This is a genomic window from Pseudomonas sp. W2I6, assembly GCF_030815935.1.
In the GTDB taxonomy this organism is placed as follows: Bacteria; Pseudomonadota; Gammaproteobacteria; order Pseudomonadales; family Pseudomonadaceae; genus Aquipseudomonas.
On sequence record NZ_JAUSXJ010000001.1, the window covers coordinates 1,526,239 to 1,541,839 of the forward strand.

The 15,601-nt window shown below is 62.9% G+C and carries 16 protein-coding genes and 1 pseudogene; 2 read left to right on the forward strand and 15 right to left on the reverse strand.

Going from position 1 to position 15,601, the window contains the following annotated elements:
• Positions 1-143 precede the first annotated feature (143 nt).
• From QF039_RS07300 to QF039_RS07325, 6 genes are all read right to left on the reverse strand, one after another.
• Positions 144-905, reverse strand: coding sequence for an SDR family oxidoreductase (locus tag QF039_RS07300; RefSeq protein WP_003209865.1), 762 nt, complete (start codon positions 903-905; stop codon positions 144-146).
• Positions 898-1,698: an SDR family NAD(P)-dependent oxidoreductase gene (locus QF039_RS07305; protein ID WP_307517225.1), complete on the reverse strand. Its 801-nt coding sequence runs from the start codon at positions 1,696-1,698 to the stop codon at positions 898-900. The genes QF039_RS07300 and QF039_RS07305 overlap by 8 nt, the downstream gene beginning before the upstream one ends.
• Complete coding sequence (locus QF039_RS07310) at positions 1,691-2,512, reverse strand: molybdenum cofactor biosynthesis F family protein (RefSeq protein ID WP_177122786.1); 822 nt, start codon at positions 2,510-2,512, stop codon at positions 1,691-1,693. The genes QF039_RS07305 and QF039_RS07310 overlap by 8 nt, the downstream gene beginning before the upstream one ends.
• A gap of 86 nt (positions 2,513-2,598) precedes the next feature.
• Positions 2,599-3,258 carry a LuxR C-terminal-related transcriptional regulator gene (locus tag QF039_RS07315; protein WP_307517226.1) on the reverse strand — a complete coding sequence of 220 codons (660 nt, stop codon included), beginning with the start codon at positions 3,256-3,258 and terminating at the stop codon, positions 2,599-2,601.
• Positions 3,259-3,310: 52 nt separating this feature from the next.
• Positions 3,311-3,676, reverse strand: a complete 366-nt coding sequence (locus QF039_RS07320; protein WP_003209872.1) for a cupin domain-containing protein — start codon at positions 3,674-3,676, stop codon at positions 3,311-3,313.
• Positions 3,677-3,786: 110 nt separating this feature from the next.
• Positions 3,787-5,085 (reverse strand): FAD-binding oxidoreductase, encoded by a 1,299-nt coding sequence (locus QF039_RS07325; protein ID WP_177122784.1) that lies wholly within the window; start codon positions 5,083-5,085, stop codon positions 3,787-3,789.
• A 195-nt stretch (positions 5,086-5,280) separates the two neighbouring features.
• Here QF039_RS07325 and hpaR point away from each other — a divergent pair, with 195 nt between their 5' ends.
• Positions 5,281-5,703, forward strand: a complete 423-nt coding sequence (gene hpaR / locus QF039_RS07330) for a homoprotocatechuate degradation operon regulator HpaR (protein WP_003209875.1) — start codon at positions 5,281-5,283, stop codon at positions 5,701-5,703.
• A gap of 142 nt (positions 5,704-5,845) precedes the next feature.
• Here the strand turns inward: hpaR and hpaI are convergent, their stop codons facing one another.
• From hpaI to QF039_RS07370, 8 genes are all read right to left on the reverse strand, one after another.
• Positions 5,846-6,646, reverse strand: a complete 801-nt coding sequence (gene hpaI / locus QF039_RS07335) for a 4-hydroxy-2-oxoheptanedioate aldolase (protein ID WP_307517227.1) — start codon at positions 6,644-6,646, stop codon at positions 5,846-5,848.
• 18 nt (positions 6,647-6,664) lie between these two features.
• The gene (hpaH, locus tag QF039_RS07340) at positions 6,665-7,468 is read right to left on the reverse strand and encodes a 2-oxo-hept-4-ene-1,7-dioate hydratase (protein WP_008437182.1); all 804 of its coding nucleotides are present in this window, start codon (positions 7,466-7,468) and stop codon (positions 6,665-6,667) included.
• A 10-nt stretch (positions 7,469-7,478) separates the two neighbouring features.
• Positions 7,479-8,783: an MFS transporter gene (locus QF039_RS07345; protein WP_177117494.1), complete on the reverse strand. Its 1,305-nt coding sequence runs from the start codon at positions 8,781-8,783 to the stop codon at positions 7,479-7,481.
• Between the two features lie 51 nt (positions 8,784-8,834).
• Positions 8,835-9,227, reverse strand: coding sequence for a 5-carboxymethyl-2-hydroxymuconate Delta-isomerase (locus QF039_RS07350; RefSeq protein WP_307517228.1), 393 nt, complete (start codon positions 9,225-9,227; stop codon positions 8,835-8,837).
• 142 nt (positions 9,228-9,369) lie between these two features.
• Positions 9,370-10,227, reverse strand: coding sequence for a 3,4-dihydroxyphenylacetate 2,3-dioxygenase (gene hpaD / locus QF039_RS07355; RefSeq protein WP_003209884.1), 858 nt, complete (start codon positions 10,225-10,227; stop codon positions 9,370-9,372).
• A gap of 87 nt (positions 10,228-10,314) precedes the next feature.
• The gene (gene hpaE / locus QF039_RS07360; protein WP_177051961.1) at positions 10,315-11,775 is read right to left on the reverse strand and encodes a 5-carboxymethyl-2-hydroxymuconate semialdehyde dehydrogenase; all 1,461 of its coding nucleotides are present in this window, start codon (positions 11,773-11,775) and stop codon (positions 10,315-10,317) included.
• A gap of 5 nt (positions 11,776-11,780) precedes the next feature.
• The gene (locus QF039_RS07365) at positions 11,781-12,551 is read right to left on the reverse strand and encodes a fumarylacetoacetate hydrolase family protein (RefSeq protein ID WP_307517229.1); all 771 of its coding nucleotides are present in this window, start codon (positions 12,549-12,551) and stop codon (positions 11,781-11,783) included.
• Complete coding sequence (locus tag QF039_RS07370) at positions 12,548-13,213, reverse strand: fumarylacetoacetate hydrolase family protein (RefSeq protein WP_008437186.1); 666 nt, start codon at positions 13,211-13,213, stop codon at positions 12,548-12,550. Before QF039_RS07370 ends, QF039_RS07365 begins: the two co-directional genes overlap by 4 nt.
• A 143-nt stretch (positions 13,214-13,356) precedes the next feature.
• On the opposite strand from QF039_RS07370, the pseudogene hpaA reads away from it, so the two are divergent.
• Positions 13,357-14,260 (forward strand): annotated as a pseudogene (gene hpaA, locus QF039_RS07375) (4-hydroxyphenylacetate catabolism regulatory protein HpaA).
• Between the two features lie 11 nt (positions 14,261-14,271).
• On the opposite strand, the gene QF039_RS07380 reads toward hpaA, so the two are convergent.
• Positions 14,272-15,528 carry an OprD family porin gene (locus tag QF039_RS07380; RefSeq protein WP_307517230.1) on the reverse strand — a complete coding sequence of 419 codons (1,257 nt, stop codon included), beginning with the start codon at positions 15,526-15,528 and terminating at the stop codon, positions 14,272-14,274.
• Positions 15,529-15,601 lie beyond the last annotated feature (73 nt).

A 15,601-nucleotide genomic window follows, 5' to 3' on the forward strand; every position in this document is an offset into this window, starting at 1 on the left:
TTCAAGAGGCAGCCCCATCGGGCAGGGCATTAATCGAAAAAAACATCGGCGTTCCCTCGCGCTGTGTGATCAGGCGAGGGACTTTGCAGAGGTTCTCAGGGCAGGGGAGTAGAGGTTATCCGGCAGTTCAGTAGGACTTTTCGTTAAACCTCCGGCAAGGTCGAGCCGCCATCCACCACCAGCGTTTGCCCAGTGATATAGCCCGCCAGGTCCGATGCCAGGAACAGCATTGCCCCGGCAATATCCGACGGTGCGCCCAGCCGTCCCAGTGGCACCCGGCTGGCGATCTGTGCATTTACCTGGTCATCCCCCAGGTTGCCCATGGCCGGGGTTGCGATCATGCCGGGCTCCACACCGTTGACTCGCACATTCAAACCGGCCAGTTCCAGCGCCGCATTGCGAATGAACCCGTTGACCCCGGCCTTCGACGCCGCATAGTGACTCAACCCCGGAAACGCAACCCGGGGACCTGTGACAGACGACGTAACCAGCACGCAGCCCCGACCCTGACGGCGGAACATCGGCAGCGCCGCCTGGGTCAGCCAGAACAACGCCGAGAGGTTGACCGCCAAGGTACGGCCGAGCATCGCCGGAGTGATCTCGGCAAAGGGCGTCAGCGGAAAATACCCGGCGTTATGCACCAGAATATCCAGCCGCCCCCAGTCGTGTTCCACCCCTGCAATCAGCTCGAAAACCGCAGCCGCATCCGCCAGATCCACCGTCACCGCTTCCACCTGGCAGCCGCGCCCGCACAGCTCCAGCGCGAGCGCCTCTGCCAGTTGCAGGTCAGCGATCATCACCCGCGCGCCCCGCAGGGCAAACGCTTCGACGATGGCCCGACCAATACCCTGGGCGCCACCCGTTACCAATACGTTGCGACCAGTGAAATCCAGGTCTTCATTCATGACGCTGCTCCATACGCGCATAGGCCAGCGTCGGCACATCGACGATGCTTGAGCCTCCGTCCGCCACCAGCGTCGCACCCGTAATGATCGACGCGTCACTGGATGCCAGGAAGCGGCACACCCTGGCGATTTCTTCAGCGCTGGCCGGCCGGCGCAACGGCACGTCGGCGCACACCCGGTCATAGGCGTGTTGCAGCGTTTCGCCATAAAAGTCCATCAACGGCTGCATCTCCTCATCCGCCATCGGCGTGCGCACCCAGCCGGGGCACACCGCGTTCACCCGCACCCCGCGCGGGCCGTAATCCCGCGCCAGCGAGCGATTGAGCCCGAGCAAGGCATGCTTGGCCGTGGTGTAGCCGCATACTTCAGGCCCTGCGGCCAGGGAGGCAATCGAGCCCATCAACACGATGTTGCCGGCGCTTTCCAGCAGCAGCGGCAAACACGCCCGCGCACTGTAGAAGGCGCTGTCGAGGTTGCTGCGCAGCGCCGCTTCCCAGGTCTGCGGGCTGGTGTCGGTGGCGCTGCCCACGCCATGGCCGCCCGCACAGGCCAGCAGCACGTCGATCCGCCCATAGTGCTGGCGAATCTGCGCAATAAAACCCTCCCAGGTCTGCGGGCAGGCCGCATCACCCACCAACACCAACCCCCCGGTTTCCCGCGCGACCTGCTCCAGCGGCTCGCAACGACGGCCGATCAGTACCAACTGCGCACCCTCGGCGGCGTACAGCCGGGCGCACGCAGCACCGATGCCCGTGCCGGCCCCGGTGATCACGATCGTGCGCGGCTCAGTCATCAGGATGCTCCGTGCGATTGAGCACCTGGCAGTAGGAGCTGATGGGAAAGTTCGATAGCTCATCGAAGGAGGCGTCGGCATAGCCAAAGATCTTGCCGTCGCTGCGGTGTTGCTGCAGGTCGATCAGCACCAGGCCGAGGGTGGGGATGATTTTTTCGCGCCAGACGAACAGGTAGAGCTGGTCGGCGATCTTGTAGTAATCGCAGCGGTCGGTGTCGCACAGGCCTTGCTCGACACCCTTGAGGCATTGCCAGGCGTAGAACTGGTGGTTGAGGTAGATGTGCTCGTAGACCTCGCTCGGGCTGTAGCGATACTGGTTGCGCAGGCCGATCAGGTCGGTGGTTGGTGCGTGGGGGCATTGGCCTGGCTGCCACGGGCGGTCGAGGCTGCCGTGGAGGAATTCCACTTCCACCGAAGTCAGCGGCTTGCCGGCAAGGGCGCGGCTGTAGAGGCCTTCGCGGGTTTGTTCCTGGGTGGGCATGCGCCCGAGCACAGCGGTGAACGAAGCGCTGGCGGTGTCGAGCACCAGGCTGACCGACCAGGCCTGCGTGCCTTCGCGCTTGATGAAATCCACCAGGTACAGGCCGGGGCGCACCGAGGTCGCACGGTAGGTGGCGCTGCCGCTGGAGTGACCGTCGGCTGCAACCCAGGAGAGCCTGTCGCGCTCGAAACGGTGCTCGATCTGCCAGCCATTGGCGAAGTGCAGGGTGAAAGCCTTGCCGCTCAGGTCGGCCAGGTTCGGCAGGATAAATGCCTCTGGGGCGAAGCCGTCGGCCAGGGCGCCCACGGTGATCCAGTCAGAAGGGGTGGTCATTTGCGAAGCTCCGGTTGGGTGGGTGAACACCACGAATCATCGCGCCCGGGAGCAGGCGCGGGTATCAACCGGATGGTTGAGGCGAACTACAGGAAAAGACTTCCCACCAGCTCGGTGCGACTGCTGACGCCGGTCTTGCGAAACAGGTTGATCAGGTGGGTCTTGATGGTGGGCAGGCCGACGTCCAGTTCCTGGGCCAGCTGTTTATTGCTGGCGCCCTGGCGCAACAGCAGGGCGATCTGGCGCTCCTTGGGTGTGAGACCGGCCAATGCATCTTCAGTGGGCTGCATGTTGGCCACCGCCAGTTGCAGCAAGGTTTGCAGGGCGTTCAGTTGGGCCAGTTGCTCGCCGGTGAAAGCGCCCTGGTCGGCGGTGCGCAACAGCGAAATCGCCGCCTGGGGCTGGCCGGCCCGCTGGGCGAAAATCTCCACCACATCGACCACGCCATAGCGCCGCAGAAAATCCCCATAGCGCCGGGTATCCCGCGCCGGCTGGCGAGCCATGGCAACGCCCAGCGGCACCACCGCCAGGCCACTGGACAGGCAGTTGCGCGGTTGCAACGGGTCGAATTGGCGGTAGTTGTCGAGGTAGTCGCGGTGCATTTCGCCGCTCATGCCGTGCAACTGGAAATCCCGGGCTTGCAGCTGGCGGTCGACGCAATAGAACGCGGCCTGGCTGACCGGAATCAAGCGGGTGAAAGCCTGCAGGCACTGGCCGGCGACTTCGTGGGCGGGGAGAGCGTGCATGGGTGGGCACCTGCGCCAAAAGGCTGCCGACGGGTGCCGGCAGCCGGGGCTATCACACCACGGCGAAGTAGTGTTTGACGAAACTTTCGCTGACCACTTCCCACAGCACCGGGGTGCCCTTGGTCACGAACCAGCTGTCACCGGCCTTGTAGCGGGTGCTCTGGCCGGTGGATTCGTCGGTGAGTACCACTTCGCCGGTGACCACGGTGGCCTGTTCGGCAAACGGGTAGACCATGCGGAACTTGCCCTGGGTGGTGCCGAAATAGGCGCTGCTGACCGGGTCGGTGGGGGCACCGAAAGTCATTTTGCCGAAGGCCCGGACTTCGCCTTCGAGGATGGTGGAACCGAGGTCGGCGACGGTGCCCCAGGCGTCGAGTTCGGATAGCTGGATGTCTTTCTTGAGGGTAACGAGGGTCATGGCAGTTGCTCCTGATGAGAAAAAATAGGCGGCAATGTGGGCGCTGGCGTCCTGGATGAGCGCGGCGCCCGCGGGTTTTTCGCGAGCAAGCTCGCTCCTACAGGTGTTTGTCAGCGGCGGCCGTTCCAGTAACCGGAGAGCTGATGCCAGGACTTGCCGGCGGTAAGCAGCAGTGGGCGGATCGCGTCCTTGCCGATGATGGTCGGGCGATGGATCGAGCTGACCAGGTCATACCGCGCCGACCCTTCGCTCATGCCTTCGGCCAGCACCTTGCAGATGATGTGGCTTGGGGTCACGCCGAAGCCCGAATAGCCCTGCACATAGAACGCGTTGCTGCGCCCGGGCAGGGTGCCGATCTGCGGGAACAGGTTCGGGCTGCAGGCCATCGGGCCGCCCCAGGCCAGGTCGATCTTCACGTCCTTGAGGTACGGGAAAATCTTCAGCATCAGGTTGCGGTTCCAGGCTTTCAAATCGCCGGGAATGTGCTCCACCAAGGGCGTGGCGGCGCCGAACAGCAGGCGGTTTTCGTTGGTGACGCGGTAGTAGTCGATCACCGGGCGAATGTCGCTGTAGGCCCCGCGAATCGGGCTGATACGGTTGATCAGCTCTTCTGGCAACGGCTCGGTCATCATCTGGAACGCGTAGGTGTTGATGGTAGAGCGGTGCAGTTCCGGCTCCAGCTTGTTGAGGAAACTGTCGCAGGCCCACAGCAGCTTGCTGGCCTTGACCGAACCGCGGCCGGTGCGCACGGTGATGCGCTCGCCATAACTGACTTCCAGCGCCGGGCTGTTCTCGAAAATCCGCACGCCGTGGCCGGCCAGGGCCTTGGCTTCGCCCAGCAGCAGGTTCAACGAGTGCACATGCCCGCCGCCCATGTGCAGCAGGGCGCTGCTGTAGGCGTCGGAGCCGATGATCTGCTTGACGTCGGAGCCGCCAAGAAAGCGGATCTCGTGTTGGGTGTTGATGGATTTGAAGTCTTTCTCCCAGGCGCGCAGGGTCTTTTCCTGGCGGGCGTTGAAGCCCATGTAGCCATAGCCGTGGCAGAAGTCGGCATCGATGTCGTACTTGGCGATGCGGTTCTTGATGATGTCGGCGCCCAGGTCGCTGATCTCGAAGATCTGGCGCAGGCCGTCTTCACCCACGTCCTTCTTGATCTTTTCCAGGTCGTGGCCGATGCCGGCCATGATCTGCCCACCGTTACGCCCGGTTCCGCCGAAACCCAGGTAACGCGCTTCCAGCACGACGATGTTGGTGATGCCTTTTTCGGCGAGCTCCAGGGCGGTGTTGATCCCGGAAAAGCCGCCACCGATGATCACCACGTCGGCTTCCACGTCCTGCTCCAGGGTGGGGAAGCTGAGGTTGTATTTCTTGGTCGCCGTGTAATAGGTCGGCGTTTCGATATTGATCATTGCGCTGCCTGACAGTGAAGAGCTAATGAGTGTATTAAGGCCGTTGGCGCGCTGGATGTCTTGATTCTGTGTGCCGCCGGTTTTGATCCTGCGCGCCAGAGCCTTCGCCGGCTTCACAAGTTATAGCGTGAGGTGGGGAGGAGAGTGTTAGAGTTTCGTTAAAACATTAACTAAATCTATCGTGACCCTGAGCCTATGTTGAAACCCAGACAATCCCTGACCCTGACCTTGCTTCAGGCCCGTGAAGCGGCCATGAGTTTTTTCCGGCCCTCGCTGAATGAGCATGGGCTGACCGAGCAGCAATGGCGGGTTATTCGAATTCTCAGCCAGCATGACGAGCTGGAGATTTACCAACTGGCGGAACTGGCGTGCATTCTCAAGCCGAGCATGACCGGCGTGCTGGTGCGCATGGAGGCGGCGGGGATGGTGCACCGGCGCAAGGCCGAGCAGGATCAGCGGCGGGTGCTGGTGACGCTGGCGGAGAAGGGCAAGGCCAGTTTCGAGTCGATGAGCCAGTGCATGGAGGAGAATTACCAGCGGTTGCAGGAGCAGTTCGGGGAGGAGAAGTTGCAGGTGTTGTTGGGGTTGCTGGATGAGTTGAAAACCATCAAGCGTTGAATCACGGTAGATGAGTAACAGGTGATCAAAATGTGGGAGCTGGCTTGCCTGCGATGCAGGCGCCTGGGGGTGTCAGGTACACCGAGGTGATGCTATCGCAGGCAAGCCAGCTCCCACAGTTGATCTCTGTTGTTTGACGGGGTCAGTACACGCCGCCGGTAATGGCCGGTGTTGCGGTGTCTTTGAATTTCGCCGCCAACCCCTGCAACCCGCGCATCAACACCGTCGTATCCACCCCTACCGCCACAAACGCCGCCCCCAGCTCGATATACCGCCGCGCCAGTTTCTCATCCGCACTCAAGATGCCCGCCGCCTTGCCGGCTTTTTGAATCCGTACGATGGCGTCCTCAATCGCTGCCTGCACCTCGGGGTGCCCCGGATTCCCCCGATGCCCCATGGCCGCACTCAAATCCGCCGGGCCGATAAACACCCCATCCACGCCATCAACCGCCGCAATCGCATCGAGGTTGTCCAGGCCTTCACGGTTCTCGATCTGCACCAGCAGGCACATCTGTGCATCGGCCTCATCCAGGTAACCGGGAATCCTGTTCCAGCGCGACGCCCGCGCCAGCGCGCTGCCCACGCCCCGTACACCACCCGGTGGATACCGCATCGCCCGCACCAGCTGCCGTGCCTGGTCAGCCGTCTCCACCATCGGCACCAACAGCGTCTGCACGCCGATATCCAGCACCTGCTTGATCAACGCCGTATCGCCGATCACCGGGCGAACCACCGGTTGGCTGTCATAAGGCGCGACAGCCTGCAGTTGGCCGAGCATGCCGCGCAGGTCATTGGGCGCGTGCTCGCCGTCGATCAGCAGCCAGTCGAACCCGGCATTCGCCGCCAGTTCGGCGCAATAGGCGTCCGCCAAACCGAGCCACAGGCCGATCTGGGTCTCGCCACGTTGCAGGCGCTGCTTGAAACGGTTGATGGGCATGTCCATGAAACAGTCCTCCAGTATTCAGACAAAGCGGCAGGAGATGGAACCCAGCATGTCGTAGTCGACATGGAAGGTATCGCCCGGATTCGCCGCCACCGGGCGGGTGAAGGAGCCGCCGAGGATGATCTGGCCGGGTTGCAGGGTGACGTCGTACGGCGCCAGCTTGTTCGCCAGCCAGGCCACGCCCTTGGCCGGATGGTTAAGTACCGCAGCCGACACCCCGGACTCTTCGATCACCCCGTTGCGGTACAGCACCGCCGGCACCTTGCGCAGGTCGATCTCGGTGGGGCGCACGGCGCGGCCGCCCATCACCACGCCGGCATTGGCGGCGTTGTCGGAAATGGTGTCGAACACCTTGCGGGTGGCGTTGGTGTGCGGGTCGATCTGCTGGATGCGGGCGTCGATGATTTCCAGCGCCGGGATCACCCATTCAGTGGCATCGAGCACATCGAAAATCGTGCAGTTCGGGCCCTTCAGCGGCTTGCCGAGGATGAACGCCAGTTCCACTTCCACCCTCGGCACGATGAAGCGCTCGAAGGGGATGTCGGTGCCTTCGTCGAAGAACATGTCATCGAGCAGGGCGCCGTAATCCGGCTCGGTGATGTTCGACGACACCTGCATCGCCCGCGACGTCAGGCCGATCTTGTGCCCGACCAGCTTGCGCCCGTCCTTGATTTTCCGGGCCACCCAGGCGCGCTGGATGGCGTAGGCGTCTTCAATCGTGATGTTCGGGTGCTCCAGGGAAAACTGGCGCACCTGTTCACGGGAACGCTCGGCCTGGTCGAGGCGGGCGGCGGCTTGCTGAATAAGGGCTTGATCAAGCATGACAAAATCTCTACTGGGGATTGACGATGGCCGCATGGGTGCGCAGCACCAGCAGGCCGCCGAGGGCGATAAGCAGCGCCAGCACGTACAGGGCCAGGCTCGCGCTTTGGGTGGTGTCGCGCATCCAGCCGATCAGGTAGGGCGCGAGGAACGAAGCGATGCTGCCGAACGAGCTGATCAGCGCGATGCCGGCCGCCTGGGTGCTGTTGGACAGGAACGCCGGCGGCAATTGCCAGAACATCGGCAGCGCAGCGCTGGCGCCCATGCCGGCGAGGATCAGGCCGCCCAGCACCAGGGTCGGGTTGGTGGGCGAGAGCCCGGCCACCGCAATACCGATGGCCGACATCAGCAACGGCACGCACAGGTGCCAGCGGCGTTCGCGGTTGCGGTCGGACGAGCGCCCGCAGCCGATCATGAAGAAGCACCCGGCCAGATACGGTACGGCGCTCAGCAAGCCGACCTGGCTGTCGCGGCCGATGCCGGCGCCGTGGATCAGGGTGGGCATCCAGAACGCCAGGGTGTTCACCGCCAGCATCACCGCGAAGTACACCGCCACCAGCAGCCACACCTGCGGGTCACGCAGGATGCCGCCGAAGGAGGTGATGGATTTGCGCTGTTCTTCGGTGCTCAGTTGCTCGCGCAGTTGTTGCTTTTGCGCGGGCTCCAGCCATTTCACGGTTTCGAAGCTGTCGGGCAGGTATTTCAGGACGACCAGGCCGAGCAGCACCACCGGGGCGCCTTCGATCAGGAACATCCACTGCCAGCCCCGCAGCCCGCCGAAATCATGGAAGTTCTCCAGGATTGCACCGGACAACGGGCCGCCAATCACACCGGCCATGGGCACGGCAATCGCAAACAGCGCGGTGACTTGCGCCCGGCGGCGGGCCGGGTACCAGCGGTTGAGGAACACCAGGATCCCCGGGAAGAAGCCGGCTTCGGCCACCCCCAGCAGAAAGCGCAGCACGTAGAAGCCCGTGGAGCTTTCGATCCACAGCATGCTGGTGGAGAGCACGCCCCACACCACCATCAGGCAGGCGATCCAGCGCCGTGGGCCGACCCGGTCCAGGGCCATGTTGCTGGGTACGCCGAACAGCGCGTAGGCGATGAAAAACAGGCCGGCACCGAGGCCATACACCGTGTCGCTGAAGTGCAGGTCGGTGCTCATCTGCATCTTGGCGAAGCCGATGTTGATGCGGTCCAGGTGGGCAAACAGGTAGCAGATCAGCAGCAACGGCATCAGTCGCCAGGTGACGATGCTGTGGGTGCGCTGATGGTCGATCAGGGTGGTGCTGTCGGCGGTATTGGCTGTGCTCATGATGTTGTTCTTTTTTGTTTGAGTGGCCATGGGCGGAAAGGTGGGCTGTGGTCAGCCCGCCTGGTTCTTCAGGAATGCGTGCACGTTGTTCTGCTTGAAATTCAGCTCGGGGTGCAGCTCGATCATCTCGAACGACAACGCCAGCAGCCGCTGGGATTGCAGCTCGGCGAAGTGTTCGGTGACGACCTTGAACAGGGCTTCGGCCACCGCCTTGCGGGTTTCCAGGTCGCGCCCGTGGCCGACCTTGAGGGTCATGTGGACGAAGGCGTAGTCATGCTTGCCGTCGGCCATGCGCCAGGTGTCCAGGCGCACTCCGCGACTGCGGATGCCCCCCAGGGGAAACACGCCGCTGTCCCCCAGCACGGCGTGAACCTGCTCGAACAGGGCCGGCAGGTTGGCCTGCTGCTCGATGTTGTCGGTGTATTCGGCGATGAAGTGCGGCATGTGTATCTCCTCTTGGGGTGAGGTGCAGCGAATTCCTTGTAGGAGCTGGCTTGCCTGCGATGGCATCAACTCGGTGCGACAGATACACCGAGGTGCCTGCATCGCAGGCAAGCCAGCTCCCACATTTGATCCTCACCAAGGCTCATAAAGGGAAAATGGCATTGATCTGCCCGGTGCCCGAACTGCCGAACGGCTGGGTGATGATCTCGGCCGGCTGGTTGTAGTCCGGCCCGCCCAGCAGTCCCAGGAGCATCGCGGTGTCGTGCATCTTGCCTTCGCCGAAGCAGTGCTCGGCGTAGTCCGGCAGCATTGCGCAGAACTCCTTGAAGCGGCCTTGCTTCCACATCTCCACCACGTGCAGGTCCATCTGTTTGTCGAATTCACGGGTCCAGTTGTGGATGTTGGCTTCGGCTTCGCGGTCGTCCGAGAAACGGTGGGAGAGGGAGCCCGAGGCCAGCACCAGGACTTTGCGGTCGCTTTTCTCGATCGCCCGGCGCACGGCGGCGCCGAACGCAAAGCTGTCTTCCAGGCGGTGCCAGGCGCACCACGCGGCAATCGAGATCACGTCGAACTTCTGCGCGTCCGGCACGCCCATGTGCATGTAGCGCATCGGTACCAGGGTGCCGTATTCCAGCTCCAGGCTCGGGATGTTGTGGGCCATGGTGCGCACGCCGGCCAGGTTGGCCTCGGCGGCGATCAACTCGCCCAGCTCGGGGCAGCCCGGGTACTCGTACTCCATGTTCTTGATGAAGTGCGGCAGCTCGTTGCTGGTGTAGGTGCCCTTGAAATGCTCGCCGCAGTTGACGTGATAGCCGCTGTTGACCAGCCAGTGCACGTCGAACACCACCGCGGTGTCGGCCCCCAGTTCACGGGCGCGCCGCCCGATTTCCTTGTGCCCGGCGATGGCTGCTTCGCGGCAACCGTGGTGCTTGCCGGGCAGTTCCGACAGGTACATCGAGGGAACGTGGCAGATCTTTGCTGCCAGGACGACTTCGCCCATGATGATTCTCCTGAATAATTGTTTTTGTCTTGGAAGCGTGTTGTCAAAGATCAAATGTGGGGGCTCGCCAGCTCCTACAGGGATAACTCAAACACCCCAGCGCGGGATGTGATGACTGCCCATGGAAATGCACACGTTCTTGATCTCGGCAAACACTTCGAAGCTGTACTGGCCGCCTTCACGGCCGGTGCCGGAACCTTTTACCCCACCAAACGGCTGGCGCAAGTCCCGCACGTTCTGGCTGTTGATGAACACCATGCCGGCTTCGATGCCGTAGGCCAGACGATGCGCCTTGCCGATGTCCTGGGTCCAGATGTAGGACGCCAGGCCGTACTCGGTATCGTTGGCCAGTTGCAGTGCCTCGGCTTCGTCCTTGAACGGGATCAGGCACACCACCGGGCCGAAGATCTCTTCCTGGGCGATGCGCATCTGGTTGTTCACATCGGCAAACACCGTGGGCTGGATAAACTGCCCGCGGCTCAAGTGCGCCGGCAGGTTGGCCGGGCGTTCCAGGCCGCCGGCCAGCAGGGTGGCACCTTCTTCGAGGCCAATCCTGATGTAGCCGGTGACCTTGTCATAGTGGGCCTGGGTGATCATCGAGCCGACCTGGGTCTTCGGGTCCTGCGGGTCGCCGACGATCAGGCGCTTGGCGCGGGCGGCAAATTCGGCGACGAACTGCGGGTATACGCTCTCCTGAATGAAGATCCGGCTGCCGGCGGTGCAACGTTCACCGTTCAGCGAGAAGATGGTGAACAGTGCCGCGTCGAGGGCGCGGTCCAGGTCGGCGTCTTCAAAGATCAGCACCGGCGACTTGCCGCCCAGTTCCATGGAGTACTTTTTCAGCCCGGCGGTCTGCATGATTTTCTTGCCGGTGGCGGTACCGCCGGTGAAGGAAATCGCCCGCACGTCCGGGTGGCGCACCAGCGCATCACCGGCGGTGGCGCCGTAGCCCTGGATCACGTTCAGCACGCCTTTGGGAATCCCGGCTTCGACCGCCAGGCGCCCCAGTTCATTGGCCGTCAGCGGCGACAGCTCGGACATCTTCAGCACCGCGGTATTGCCCAGCGCCAGGCACGGCGCAGTCTTCCAGGTGGCGGTCATGAACGGCACGTTCCATGGCGACACCAACGCGCACACGCCCACCGGCTGGTACAGGGTGTAGTTGAGCATCTGGTCGTCCACCGGGTAACTGTGGCCGTCCATGCGGGTGCAGACTTCGGCGAAGAAATCGAAGTTGTGGGACGCCCGGGGAATCAGCACGTTCCTGGTCTGGTGGATCGGCAGGCCGGTGTCGAGGGTTTCCAGCTCGGCCAGGTGCGGCACGTTCTGTTCGATCAGCTCACCGAGCTTGCGCATCAAGCGGGCCCGTTCCTTGGCCGGTGTGCCTGCCCACTTCGGAAAGGCTTCCTTGGCTGCTGCAACGGCCTGCGCCACTTCCTCGGCCCCACCGCTGGCCACTTCACCGATGGCTTCGCCGGTGGCCGGGTTGTAGTTGATGAAGGTGTCTTTGCTCTCGACCTCACGGCCGTTGATCCAGTGTTTGATCATGTTGCTCAAGCCTCTTTACGGGCGGCGAAAAAGTCCGCCTCGCTGACAATTCGATTGACCAGGCGGCCTACGCCTTCCACTTCCACGACCACTTCATCCCCCGGCACCACATCCGCCAGGCCTTCCGGGGTGCCGGTGGCGATCATGTCGCCGGGCTGCAGAGTCATGAAGCTGGACAGGTATTCGATCAAATACGGGATGTCGAAAATCATGTCTTTCGTACTGCCTTCCTGGCGCAGTTCACCGTTGATCCAGGTGCGCAGCTTCAGGTTGCTCGGGTCCGGCACGTCGGCGACATCCACGATCCATGGGCCCACGGGCGTGGTGGCGTCGCGGTTTTTCACCCGCAGGTTGGGGCGGTAGTAGTTTTCCAGGTAGTCGCGGATCGCGTAGTCGTTGCACACCGTGTAGCCGGCCAGATACTCCAGGGCGTTCTCGCGCTTGACGTTGCGCGCAGGCTTGCCGATGACTGCCACCAGTTCGCACTCGTAGTGCATGTAGGCGACGTTGTCCGGGCGCCAGGTCACCTGGTTGTGGCCGGTGTAGGTGCCGGGGGACTTGATGAACGCCAGCGGTTCGGTCGGCGGCTTGAAGGCCAGTTCGGCGGCGTGATCGGCGTAGTTCAGGCCCAATGCAAACATGCTGCCGTTGGCCGGTGGCAGCCATTCGACCTGGTCTTCGGCCAGCAGGCGACCGTCGGCCAGGCGCACGGCGTTTTCAGCTTCTACCAGCACCTGGTGGGCTTCACCTTCAAAGCGAATACGGGCGTGTTTCATGACAGCTCCTCTGCCTTGATGTGGTTGACCAGGCGGCCCAGGCCGCTGATCTCGACTTCAACCGTGTCGCCGGGTTGCACATCCACCCGGCCTTCGGGGGTGCCGGTGATCAGCACGTCGCCTTCGTGCAGGGTCATGAACTCGCTGATCTCGGCGATCAACTGCGGCAGGCTGCGCACGAAGTTGGCGGTGGAGTTTTGCTGGCGCAGTTCACCGTTGACGAACAGCTTCACGCTCAATTGATGCGGATTGGCGACCTGGTCGCGGGCCACCAGTTCCGGGCCCAATGCGCAGAAACCGTCCCGGCACTTGGCTTTCACCGCCGGGCGGTAGTAGCTGTCTTCCGGCAGGCTGAACTCATTGACGATGGTGTAGCCCGCCACATGCTCCAGGGCATTTTCGACGCTGACCCGGCTGGCGCTCTTGCCAATCACCACCCCGAGTGCCGGGCCCGGTTGCAGGCGTTCACCTTGCGGGTGCAGCACCACGCCATCGTGGCCGTTGCGGGTATTGGGCGTCTTGATGAACAGCACCGGCTTCACCGGTGGTTTCTGGTAAGGCGCTTGTTCGAATTCGGCGAGACGTTGGTTCAGCAACCCCTGGTAGTTCAGCGCAACGCCGAACAGGGTGCCGTTCGCAACATCATGCAGGGCACGGCTCATGCTTTTCTCCTGGCAGTGGCGGGGCAGATTCGGACCTGCACCGTGGGAAATTCGTTAACGTGTTAACGTTATAATTAAGATGTTAACTATCGTCAAGCGTGGCAATATTTCAGGGCAGTCAAAACAACAAAGAGAATGCAGTGATGAGCGATCGTCAGCCGATCCCCAACATCAACATCGGGCAGGTCTACGACCAGCGTTACAGCGATGCCGAGGTGCACTACGACCGGCTCGGCAACCTGGCGGGATTTTTTGGCCGGAACATGCCGGTGCATCGCCATGACCGGTTTTTCCAGGTGCATTACGTCAAGACCGGCGCGGTGCGGGTCTACCTGGACGACCAGCAGTACCTCGAATCCGGGCCGATGTTTTTCCTCACGCCGCCGACGGTGGCGCATTCCTTCGTCACCGAAGCCGACGCCGACGGCCATGTGCTGACCGTGCGCCAGCAACTGGTGTGGGCCTTGATTGACGCCGACCCAAGCCTGGCCCCCGGCGCGCAATTGCCGGCGGCCTGTGTGGCGTTGGCGCGCCTGGCGCCGGAGTTTCAGCCCCGAAGTGCGCCGCCTGGAATTCCTGTTTGATGAGCTGTGCAGCGAAATCAACGCCCAGGCCAGCGGGCGCGGTTCGGCGCTGGACAGCCTGACGCGGCTGATCATGATCAGCCTGCTCAGGCTCTGCGCCAACTCCCTGGAAGCCCGCCCTGCACGTCACGAAGACCTGCGGATTTTTCACCGCTTCAACGAACTGATCGAAGACCACTACCTGCAACACTGGCCGCTGTCGCGTTACGCCGACGGTATCGGTGTCACTGAAGCGCGGCTCAACGAGGTGTGCCGACGCATCGCCGATCTGCCGTCCAAGCGCCTGATTCTGGAGCGGCTGATGCAAGAGGCCCGGCGCCTGCTGCTGTTCACCGGTAGCTCGGCGAATGAAATCTGCTACCAGCTGGGGTTCAAGGACCCGGCGTATTTCAGCCGGTTCTTCCAGCGCTACGCGCAGATGACGCCGGGGGAATACCGCCAGCGTCAATCGGGGTTGCGTTGAGGTGGCCAGCGTTACCACAGGGCTACGGTGTAGCCGATGATCACCCGGCTTTCGTCGATGTCGCTGGTCAGGCCGTTGCTTGAGCGCAGGGTCGCATTGCGCAGGCGCACGTTGACGTTCTTCAGCGGGCCGCTCTGCACGGTGTAGACCAGGTCGGTGTCGCGCTCCCATTCGCGGCCGTTGCGCACCGTGGCGGTTTGCGCATGGCTGCCGTCGACGTAGCGGGTCATGAAGGTCAGGCCCGGCAGGCCGAGGGCGGCGAAGTTGTAGTCGTAGCGCGCCTGCCAGGCATCGGTGTTGGCCTTGGTGAAGATATTGATGGTCACCAGGTTGACCGAATACGGATCTTGCCCCGGGAAGGCAAAGTCGCCGTCGCCGGAAAGGTTCTGGAAGCCCAGGCCGAATTTGTGTGCGCCCACCGACAAACTGAACATGCCGTTGAAAAAGCGGTTGTCGATCCGCCCGCCGTCGACCCGCGAAGCGCTGCGCAGCAGGGCGCTGCCTTGCTCGCGGGTGTCGAAGTAGCGCAGGTCGGTGCGCAGGTTCACGCCCTGGGCCAGCGGCAGGTCATGCACCAGGCCGATGAAATTCTGGCGGTAGATGTCCTGCATCTGCGCGTAGTAATAGGTCGCGGCCAGGTGCGGGTTGATCGCGTAGGTGCCGCCGGCAAGGTCCAGGTGGCTGCTGTTGACGCCGCCGTAGCTCATGGACTCGTTGTTGGAGGAGTCCCGCAGGTTCTGCTTTTCCAGGCGGCCGACGTTCAACGTCAGGCCGTCGATGTCCTGGGAGGTCACCAGTTCACCGTTGTAGGTCGACGGCAGCAGGCGGGTGTCGTTGTAGGCGGCCACCGGCAACAGCGGTTGCAGGGTGCCGAGCTTGAGCACGGTTTTCGACACGCGCAATTTGGCGGTCAGGCCGAGTTCGCTGTAGCTGTCGGCTGGCTCGCCGCTTGCGCCAGACGGCAACATCCCGGTGCCCCGGCGGTCGCGGCTGGAGTCGAGCTTCAGGCCCATTTCGCCCAGGGCGTCCACGCCAAACCCGACCACGCCTTCGGTATAGCCCGACTCCAGGCGCAGCACAAAACCTTGCGCCCATTCGTCTGCCTTGTTCTGCGGCGCGTTGGCCTGGCGAAAGTCGCGGTTCATGTAGAAATTGCGCAGGTCCAGGCTGGCCTTGCTGTCCTGGATGAAGTCGGCGTGGGCGACCAGAGGGCTAAACGCGGCGCACAGGCCAGCGCTTGCCGCCGTGCGAAAGAGGCACGAATGCATGAGGGGCGTTCCTTTTGTTGTTTTTGTTGGTAGAGCCCGCCACCAGGGCAGGGGCGGGCATATTGTTAACATG

Bases quoted from the DNA above. Each gene is read 5' to 3' on its own strand.
- QF039_RS07365 (WP_307517229.1), bottom strand. From the start codon at position 12,551: ATGAAACACGCCCGTATTCGCTTTGAAGGTGAAGCCCACCAGGTGCTG.
- QF039_RS07310 (WP_177122786.1), bottom strand. From the start codon at position 2,512: ATGACCACCCCTTCTGACTGGATCACCGTGGGCGCCCTGGCCGACGGC.
- hpaH (WP_008437182.1), bottom strand. From the start codon at position 7,468: ATGCTTGATCAAGCCCTTATTCAGCAAGCCGCCGCCCGCCTCGACCAG.
- QF039_RS07370 (WP_008437186.1), bottom strand. From the start codon at position 13,213: ATGAGCCGTGCCCTGCATGATGTTGCGAACGGCACCCTGTTCGGCGTT.
- QF039_RS07305 (WP_307517225.1), bottom strand. From the start codon at position 1,698: ATGACTGAGCCGCGCACGATCGTGATCACCGGGGCCGGCACGGGCATC.
- hpaI (WP_307517227.1), bottom strand. From the start codon at position 6,646: ATGGACATGCCCATCAACCGTTTCAAGCAGCGCCTGCAACGTGGCGAG.
- hpaE (WP_177051961.1), bottom strand. From the start codon at position 11,775: ATGATCAAACACTGGATCAACGGCCGTGAGGTCGAGAGCAAAGACACC.
- QF039_RS07380 (WP_307517230.1), bottom strand. From the start codon at position 15,528: ATGCATTCGTGCCTCTTTCGCACGGCGGCAAGCGCTGGCCTGTGCGCC.
- QF039_RS07345 (WP_177117494.1), bottom strand. From the start codon at position 8,783: ATGAGCACAGCCAATACCGCCGACAGCACCACCCTGATCGACCATCAG.
- QF039_RS07315 (WP_307517226.1), bottom strand. From the start codon at position 3,258: ATGCACGCTCTCCCCGCCCACGAAGTCGCCGGCCAGTGCCTGCAGGCT.
- QF039_RS07300 (WP_003209865.1), bottom strand. From the start codon at position 905: ATGAATGAAGACCTGGATTTCACTGGTCGCAACGTATTGGTAACGGGT.
- QF039_RS07325 (WP_177122784.1), bottom strand. From the start codon at position 5,085: ATGATCAATATCGAAACGCCGACCTATTACACGGCGACCAAGAAATAC.
- QF039_RS07320 (WP_003209872.1), bottom strand. From the start codon at position 3,676: ATGACCCTCGTTACCCTCAAGAAAGACATCCAGCTATCCGAACTCGAC.
- hpaR (WP_003209875.1), top strand. From the start codon at position 5,281: ATGTTGAAACCCAGACAATCCCTGACCCTGACCTTGCTTCAGGCCCGT.
- hpaD (WP_003209884.1), bottom strand. From the start codon at position 10,227: ATGGGCGAAGTCGTCCTGGCAGCAAAGATCTGCCACGTTCCCTCGATG.
- QF039_RS07350 (WP_307517228.1), bottom strand. From the start codon at position 9,227: ATGCCGCACTTCATCGCCGAATACACCGACAACATCGAGCAGCAGGCC.